The sequence below is a fragment of the Pseudarthrobacter sp. MDT1-22 genome (assembly GCF_054511035.1).
The window spans coordinates 26,559-34,628 of record NZ_JBTNDK010000032.1 but is presented as its reverse complement, the minus strand read 5'-3'; the positions used below and the strand labels follow the sequence as shown (position 1 = coordinate 34,628).

General features: G+C 64.9%; 8 protein-coding genes and 1 pseudogene. 3 read left to right on the top strand and 6 right to left on the bottom strand.

Annotation, left to right across the window (positions count from 1 at the left end; translation table 11 throughout):
* Nucleotides 1–458: 458 nt before the first annotated feature.
* Nucleotides 459–1,853 carry an IS1380 family transposase gene (locus ACX80M_RS18520; protein WP_459310131.1) on the top strand — a complete coding sequence of 465 codons (1,395 nt, stop codon included), beginning with the start codon at nt 459–461 and terminating at the stop codon, nt 1,851–1,853.
* 186 nt (nt 1,854–2,039) lie between these two features.
* On the opposite strand, the gene ACX80M_RS18515 is transcribed toward ACX80M_RS18520, so the two are convergent.
* The 6 genes and pseudogenes from ACX80M_RS18515 to ACX80M_RS18490 form a co-directional block, all read right to left on the bottom strand.
* Complete coding sequence (locus ACX80M_RS18515) at nt 2,040–2,498, bottom strand: pyridoxamine 5'-phosphate oxidase family protein (RefSeq protein WP_459310130.1); 459 nt, start codon at nt 2,496–2,498, stop codon at nt 2,040–2,042.
* A gap of 13 nt (nt 2,499–2,511) precedes the next feature.
* Nucleotides 2,512–3,375, bottom strand: coding sequence for a universal stress protein (locus ACX80M_RS18510; RefSeq protein WP_459310129.1), 864 nt, complete (start codon nt 3,373–3,375; stop codon nt 2,512–2,514).
* The gene (locus ACX80M_RS18505) at nt 3,372–3,836 is read right to left on the bottom strand and encodes a universal stress protein (RefSeq protein ID WP_252603618.1); all 465 of its coding nucleotides are present in this window, start codon (nt 3,834–3,836) and stop codon (nt 3,372–3,374) included. Before ACX80M_RS18505 ends, ACX80M_RS18510 begins: the two co-directional genes overlap by 4 nt.
* A gap of 234 nt (nt 3,837–4,070) precedes the next feature.
* Nucleotides 4,071–4,325 (bottom strand): annotated as a pseudogene (locus tag ACX80M_RS18500) (DUF5129 domain-containing protein); the annotation flags it as partial.
* A 90-nt stretch (nt 4,326–4,415) separates the two neighbouring features.
* A complete protein-coding gene (locus ACX80M_RS18495; RefSeq protein ID WP_252615002.1) occupies nt 4,416–6,110 on the bottom strand; it encodes a DUF5671 domain-containing protein in 1,695 nt (564 codons plus the stop codon).
* Nucleotides 6,107–6,571: a hypothetical protein gene (locus ACX80M_RS18490; protein ID WP_459310128.1), complete on the bottom strand. Its 465-nt coding sequence runs from the start codon at nt 6,569–6,571 to the stop codon at nt 6,107–6,109. Before ACX80M_RS18490 ends, ACX80M_RS18495 begins: the two co-directional genes overlap by 4 nt.
* Nucleotides 6,572–6,814: 243 nt before the next feature.
* Here ACX80M_RS18490 and ACX80M_RS18485 point away from each other — a divergent pair, with 243 nt between their 5' ends.
* Both ACX80M_RS18485 and ACX80M_RS18480 read left to right on the top strand, forming a co-directional pair.
* Nucleotides 6,815–7,759: an HAD-IC family P-type ATPase gene (locus tag ACX80M_RS18485; protein WP_459310127.1), complete on the top strand. Its 945-nt coding sequence runs from the start codon at nt 6,815–6,817 to the stop codon at nt 7,757–7,759.
* A complete protein-coding gene (locus ACX80M_RS18480; protein ID WP_252603596.1) occupies nt 7,740–8,045 on the top strand; it encodes an HAD family hydrolase in 306 nt (101 codons plus the stop codon). The genes ACX80M_RS18485 and ACX80M_RS18480 overlap by 20 nt, the downstream gene beginning before the upstream one ends.
* The last annotated feature ends 25 nt before the right edge of the window (nt 8,046–8,070 follow it).

The following is an 8,070-nucleotide window of genomic DNA, read 5'->3' as shown; positions in this document are numbered from 1 at the left end:
TCAAATCCCCAGACGCACTCATCGCGTTGGCCATGCTCAGCCTCGGCGGTCCCAAACCAATGCTCCCGGGCCGAAATTAACCCACGGAAGAGTCAGGAGAGCCAGATTTCCTGCCGGAGGGTCCCGCCCAGGCATGGCAGGTACTGAGGTTGAATCCTAATTCCCGGGCGGCCCGCGGAACGCTTCCCAGACGTTCCAAGGCCAAGAAGAATTCGGCCCGATCGGACGCGGAGTAACGCCGATAAGGACGCTTCAGAGCCGGCGTGCCCGACGGAACAGGCTTCTTCCTCTGGGGCGATTTTTCCGTTAAGGAAGAACGGTCTTTCAGTGGTGATTCCAAGGGTGTTGCAACTCCCGGTTTTCAGGGGGTGTTGCATCGATCACTGGAACTCGCCTTTTCAAGGAAAATGGAGCTTGTCTAGAACCCATTGACCACCGAAAAGAGAGGCATCTCGTAAGTGCAAGTTTCGCATAAGCCGTCCGCTGTGTCAGTTTCCTTTGATGAGCCGAACCTCGTGTCGGCTGCCGGGCTGCTCCCGGTGATGACGCTGGCCCGAGACGCCGGCCTGCATGGGCTCGCCGATGAGTGGCTGTCGGTCCCGACGGACAAGGGCGCGAACGCCGGGCTGAAGGTCGCGTCCCTGGTCGCCGGGATGGTCGCCGGCGCCGATTCGATCGAGGACACGGCCTTGCTGCGCCACGGCGGGATGAAGCGGCTCTTCAGCGCCTGTTACGCGCCCTCGACGCTGGGTTCGTTTCTGCGGTCCTTCACGTTCGGGCACGTGCGGCAGCTGGACGCGGTCGCGTCCCGCTTCCTGGCCAACCTGGGGACCCGGGCCCCGCTGCTGGGAGCACCCGCCGCCAGTGACTTCGTGTTCGTGGATGTCGACGACACGATCATCGAGGTCCACGGCTATTCCAAGCAGGGCTCCGGCTACGGGTACTCCGGGGTCCGCGGCCTGAACGCGCTGCTGGCCATAGCCTCGACGAAGGACACCGCCCCGGTGATCGCCGCCCAGCGGCTGCGCAAGGGTGCGGCGAACTCGGCCCGCGGCGCCAACCGTCTGATCACCGACGCCCTGTCCACCCTCAAGCGCGTCCACGTCGGCGGGCGGGTGCTCTGCCGTTTCGATTCGGCCTTCTACGGCCATGCCGCGGTTTCCGCGGCCCTGGCCGGCGGGGCGGAGGTCTCGGTGACCGCGCGCATGGACCCGGCCGTCAAACGCGCCATCGCCGGGATCCCGGACACGGCATGGGAAACGATCGAATACACCGACGCGGTCTTCGACGAGGCCGCCAGCACCTGGGTCTCCAAGGCCGAGGTCGCCGAGACCGTGTTCACCGCGTTCTCCTCCCGCAGAAAGGCCGAGCAGATCACCGGTCGGCTGGTCGTGCGCCGCATCCCGGAACTGAACCCGAAAACCGCCGACGGGCAGGAAACCCTGTTCGACACGCACCGGCACCACGCGTTCTTCACCACCGTGGACGCCGAAGTTCTGGACACCGTCGCGGCCGACAAAACCCACCGGAAACACGCCATTATCGAGCAGGTCAACGCCGACCTTAAGGACAGCTCCCTGGCGCACCTGCCTTCAGGTGTTTTCGCGGCGAACTCAGCCTGGCTCGTCGCCGCGGTCATGGCCTACAACCTCACCCGCGCCGCCGGGATCCTCGCGGCCGGGCCCTTCGGCAAGGCCCGCACCGGAACGATCCGCCGCAAACTCATCCACGTCCCGGCCAGGATCGCCACCAGCGCCCGACGGATCCGTCTTCACCTGCCCGAAGCCTGGCCCTGGAAAACACCATGGCAGGCCTTGTCCGACCACCTCTACCCGCCGCCGCGACCTGCCTGACCCCCGTCAACCCAGCCGCACGGCGCGACCAGAACAACCAGTGGAACACTCAAGGGGCAGCGAGGCCCGGCACCCCAGCACGCCCTTCGCCCGCACAACGAGCCGAAACCGAATTCAGCTCATCCGCCCAGGCGGATCGGTGGATCAAGGCTAAACCTGGCGTGACTTCCCCTGTCGCCGGGACGTTTATTTCCGTGCTGAGTCCAGCGGTGGCCACCAGCCGGACGGGGGATTGATGACAAACCGACGGCCGCTGACCTCCGTGGGCGTTACACGCACCAGGTGGTCCTTGCTTCCCGCCTCCCAGGGTGACAGCCCGGCGTCGGCTGCTTCCCGGAAATCCTCCTGCGTGCCCACAACCTTGGCAGTCCCCTTGATGATGACGCTCCATGCGATGGTTCCGTAGCTATTCAGGCCGTCGGCTTCCAGCGCGACCGGACTTTCAGCAAGCACCGCATCCAGTTTGGTACCCGGGCCCGTACGGAAGACGACTGTCCCATAGTCGGGGACGTAGTTCACGGGGAAAATTTCGGGCCCGCCAGCCGTTGTTACGGCGACCCGGCAGACCGAAGCCGAACGGAGGTATTTCCAGCAGTCATGTATGTCGAGGACTTCTGTTTCCGGTCCTGAGCCGTTGCCTTGCATGCTGGGGCTCCTCCTACTTGTGCTTCCTGCGTTGGATAGGGGTGATCACGGCAGGGCAGGGCAGATGCGTCAGAACCGCGTGGGCCGTGGAACCGAGCAGCAGCCGTTTGAACCCGCCCCGGCCGCGGCTTCCCACCACGAGCAGCCGCGCGGCTGCCGCGGCCTGCACCAGCGCCTCCGCCGGTTCCTTTTCGCTTTCCAGAATCTTGTGCACCACAAGGTCCGGGTAATCCTCGCGGAGCCCGGCCACCGCTTCGGACAGAACGATCTGCTCCTCTTCCTCAATCAGTTCGGCAAGGCTGCTGGTCGGCAGGCCGGCCTTGACCCAGCGGTTGGGGCCGCTGAAGGCGTACAGCACCGTAAGCTCCTGGCCCTCCCTGTCTGCCTCCGCTGCAGCGAACGCAACGGCCTGGGTGGCTTCTTCCGAACCGTCCACGCCCACCAGTACTCCGCTTCGGCCTTCAAGGTCATGCATTCCGACGACGGCGACGGGACACTTCGCCGCGGCGGCGACCTGCAGGGCCCGATCGGTGAGCGAACCACCCAAATGGGTGCCGCCGGAGCCCACCACAAGCATGGACGCCTTGGTGGAGTACTTACCCAGCGCGCCGGCGACGCTGCCTTCCAGGAGTTTCGTGGTGATCTCAATCGGGACGGTGCCCCTTACGCGCCCGGCAGCGGCTTCCAGCAGTTCTTCGCCCTTCTCCACCAGCATCGCGGTCCACGGGATGGGTTCGGCCACCCAACGGTCGTCAACAGCGTGCAGAATGATCAGCGGCAGGCCGGCGCGGGCAGCCCGGTGTGCAGCCCACTTCACGGCTGCCTGGCTTTGCGGAGAGTCGTTGGTGGCGACCGCGATCGGTTTAGACGTTCTCACGGCTGGTCTTCCTTTTTGTCTGTGTCGGGGCTATGAACAACTAGGACGGGGCAGTGCGCGTGGGCCACACAGGCTGAGCTGACGGACCCCAGAAGGAGGCCTCCGAATCCTCCGTGGCCGCGCCTGCCAACAACGATCATGTCCGCGTGGCGGCTGGCGTCTATAAGTGAGTCCCTGGGGTGCCCCCGGACGACGCGTGGAATGACGTTCGGCGGAATCTCCTGCCCGAAGGCCTGTTCCATGGCTTCGTTGAGGATCATCTCCACACGCTCCTCGAAGCGGTCTATGCCCATTGCCACATATCCTGCGTAAACCTGCGGATCATCCCAGAAAACGGTGGCCAGCACTTTGGCACCAACCGGGACAGCCAGCCGCTGGGCCTGCCGGAGGGCTTCCACCGAGGCCTCCGATCCGTCCACCCCCACAACGAATCTGGCATCCTGCAATGTTGACTCCTCCATAACCGCTTCCCTTCGTATGCCTGCTTGCTGCCTCCAGCCTGCGGTGTCGGAAGGCGGACCTCTAGGGCCAAAAGTCACCTGGAAACTTGAGGAACTGCCGGAGCCTGAAAAGCTTCCCCCGCTGCTTCCAATTTGTGGTTCCGCCGCCGCCCCTGCCTGTGCTGACACTGCCGACGCCGGTGCTGAGGCCGCTGCAGTGGCAGCGTCACCTTGACCGTGGCGTTTGCTGAGCAGCTGTTCCAGACCGGCGAGGTCGCTCCGGAACGGCGAGAGTTGGCGGTCCCATGCACTGGGCCAGGCGTACGAGCGGTTCAACAACGCATTGCTGTCGGCAATGACGTCGTCAAGGGCGTCCAGTTCGGCGGCCGCGTCTACATACTCCCGTACAAGCTTGAGGTTCGATCTGCGGCTCAACGCCTTCGGTGTCAGGGCATGGACCCGGTTCGAGAGCCCGGTAGTGGTCTGGTCACCGCCCGCACTGTCAACCACGCGCCGGCGCCCAGAGCGGCGGCCGCGCCGGTCACCCACGCCATGATCAGGAACGCGGCGGACCGGTACCACGGCTGGTTGATTCCACTTTCATGTTGTTTCCAGGGGAATTACCTCGATCGGAGTCCCCTGGCCGGTAGTCGGACCGACCACCAGCAGAACGCGCTTGGCCGTGACACCGGAAAGTGCGTCGAGCACCCGCCGGACCAGCTCAGGTTCCTCCGACGGGTCGCCTTCCGCCGGCAGCGCTTCGCGTTCCGCGTCGGCACGCGTCCACACGGCGACTTTGGCGCCGGTCGCGTCGGTGATGGCTTTGGACAATGGCTCCGGGAAGGAGGCGGTCACCAAGGTGACCTGTTCGATGGTGTGCGCCTTGGCCGGGGATGCCGCCGCCAGGAGGGCGTGCTCGCGCCGCCACAGGGCAAAGTGATACGCGGCAACGAATCCGGCGGCTACCAGGAGCCCGAGCGGCGCGCGGATACGTTCCAGGACGCTGCCTCCAGTCACATCACCTAGGAGGAACTCGAAGAGCCGGTATCCAATCACCAGAAGGGCGATGAGCGCCACCACGGCACTAATGCCGAAGAACACAATGAGGTAGACGCGCCTGCCGGGAGGAATGGCATCCGCGGTTTGCGGTTGCCCTGTCGGCTTCCAGGCCTGCCACCAGGCCGGACCTCCCACAACGAGGGAACTGATACCACCCAGCAGGAGGGTGCGCGTGCCGCTCCCCGCAAGGGGTGAAACCGCCATGGCAAGCGCTGCATTGATGACCAAGCCAATGCCGGAGGCCGCTGCCGCCAGGGCAACCCCTGATGTCACCAGCTGGCTCGCACGCCGGGTGGCAACAGAACGGTGAGCCCCGCTGACGCGGTGATAGCGCCACACCAAGGCGCCGATGGTAGCACCGGCGAGAGCCGGAGCCAGCGGGGCCAGCAGCTCGCTTATCGGGTCACCCCGGTCGAATGCCGTTCTCAGGAGCACAAAACCCACGACGCCGGCGCTACCGAGCGCTGTGATGCCCGCAGCGAAGATCCCCACACCAATCAGCGCCACATCCACCAGGGCGGTCTCCAGTTTGCGTCCGCCGCCCCTGAACCAGTGCCACCACCACACGAAAATTCCGCCGCCTGCCCAAACCAGGGCCCGGAGCACGGACTGCCACCACGCCTCCGTACCCGGGGTCAGGCTGGTGTAGCCCCGGATCGCGACGTCGAGCAAGCTACCCAAGGCGGTGATGGCGGCAATCGCTCCCACCAGCAACCCGAAAACCGAACCGATGACGGCAGGGACGTCGTCGAGATTAACGGGATGCTTGACGGCGTGCCGCCACATCCAGCGGTGCCAGAACCATACTCCGGCCCAGACAAGCCCAACGGACAAAGGCGAATACCACTGGGGTTCCAGCTGGCCGATAAAGGATGCCGCCATCCCCAGGAGGGCCGTGACGAAGACGATCAGGGAGACCGCGTAGACGGCGGCAAGGTAGAGGCCCCACCCCGCTGAGACGCGCTCCGCGCCGTCGTCGAGCCTTTTCCAGACAACCCACCACAGGAGGGCCGCGAGCGGCCCTCCGATCAGCGTGAAGGCAAGGGAGCGGGCAAGTCCGGCCACATCAGTGGATACCAGCACTGCTCCCGTGCTGAACAGGCGCTCCAAAAGGCCGCTTAGCCCTATTGCCGCGATCACCACCAAGGCGAACAGCAGTACGTAGAGGATCAGGCGGCGGAGGGTGAGTTGGGCGGAACGTGCCGCTGACCACGTCGTCGAAACCTGGGAGTTCATGGTTTCACGGACGATCCTGCGCAGGATAGAAGCTGGTACGGTGCCTGGTCGACCAGCCATCTGCCTTCGGTCTTCACAAGGGAGAAGCGGTCCTCCATCTCGTACTCGGATGGTCCGAACGGGCCGCCAGGACATGAACCGACAACCGAGACTCTCACGACTGCCGTGTTGTCCCTCTCGGTGGTCGAGATCAAGACAACCCGGGTGGGCGGCGGGCCGCTTTCCTGGTAACCGCGGCACAAGGAACTGGCCGCTTCCGTGAGGTAGGAACTGGCTGTGGCCATATCGCCTTCGATGACGGCGGTGCTGTACCGCTGGACGACTCCCTGGGGTGTCGACTCGTCCAGAACTTCTGGCTCCCCGCGGGTGAAAACGACCGCCAGCGCGACGATCACCAACAGGGCTATCGCGGACACGATTACAAGGAGAATCCGGTCCGGCTTTCCCGCCGCAGCGTTCATGCCGTCAGTATGGCCTAAAAACAGCCCCCTTCGTATGTGTCTTCCGCCCTAGTTGCATTTACCCACGGAGGTTGGTGACGGGATCCGGCTCCTTCGGCCCCGGCTGTTGTTCTGTCCGGATCATGGAGGGGGGGTCCAAAGCCCCTTCAACGCCGGATCGGGAGATGACTTTCCTTGGGCAGCAGGTCAACTTCGGATGGGTCGCGGCCGCGCGGTCGTCACCGGGACGGCCATGAAACCGAAGTGGGCGCCATTGCGGGCATGCAGGAACGGACCGAGTCCGAGCCGACGCCGCTACAGAAGGAAATCGCGGGGGTCAGCAAACTGCTGGGCATCACGGTGATAGTCATCGCGGTTCTGGTGATGGTGACCATCGTGCTCATCAACGAGGTTTCGTCGCTGGCGGATCTGGTCACCGTGCTGCTGCTGGGTGTCTCGCTGGCGGTGGCCGCGGTGCCCGAGGGGCTCCCGGCCATCTTGTCGGTCGTGTTGGCCATCGGTGTCCAGCGGATGGCCAGATGCAATGCGGTCGTGAAGGAACTCCACTCGGTGGAAACCTTTGGCTCCGCCTCGGTCATCGCCTCGAACAAGACCGGAACATTGACAAGCAACGAGATGACGATCGGCCGGATCGTCACCGCATCGGGGCAGATCGAGCTCACCGGCGCCGGGTACCGGCCCGAAGGCCAGATTCTGCAAGGAACCCGTGAAGCCAGCGATCCGGTGGTACTGCAGGAGGCCCGCATGGTCCTGGCGGGTGGCTCATTCGTCAATGATGCACAGCTGATAGAACACGACGGCCAGTGGCAGATCCAGGGCGACCCGACGGAAGCTGCATTCCTGGTTGCTGCCCGGAAGCTGGCGGGGGTTACCGAACGCGTCGGGGAGTTCGAACGGCAGGGCGAAATCCCGTTCACCTCAGAACGGAAGCTGATGTCAGCGCTGGCGCGCCACAAGGAGTTCGACGAACTCGCCCTGGTCACCAAAGGTGCCCCCGATGTCCTCCTGGGGCCCTGTACGGATGCAGGTGGGGGCGGACATTGTCCCGCTGGATGGGGCGCTGCGCAGCAAGGCCCTGGCCGACGTCGAGGCTCTGTCGGCGCAGGCCTTCCGCGCCCTGGGCGTGGCCTACCGCCGGTACGGGGAGCAAGACCGTCACGAAGCGGACGTGATCGACGAAGCGGATGAGAACGCCCTCGTCTATCTGGGCGTCGCCGGCATTATTGGCCAGCCCCGTGCCGAAGCGGCGGCTGCCGTGGCGGAGGCCCGTCGTGCAGGCATCCGCGTGGCGATGATCACCGGTGACCACCCCGTAACCGCCGCCCGGATTGCCAGCGATCTGGGTAATTGCGAACCGGGGGACAAGGCACTGACTGGAGCCCAGCTCGATGAACTCGACGATGCGGGGCTGCGTGCCGTCACCGGCTCCACATCCGTCTACGCGCGCGTGTCCTCGCACAACAGCGTCAGGTAATCGATGCGTTGCAGGCGCAGGGCAA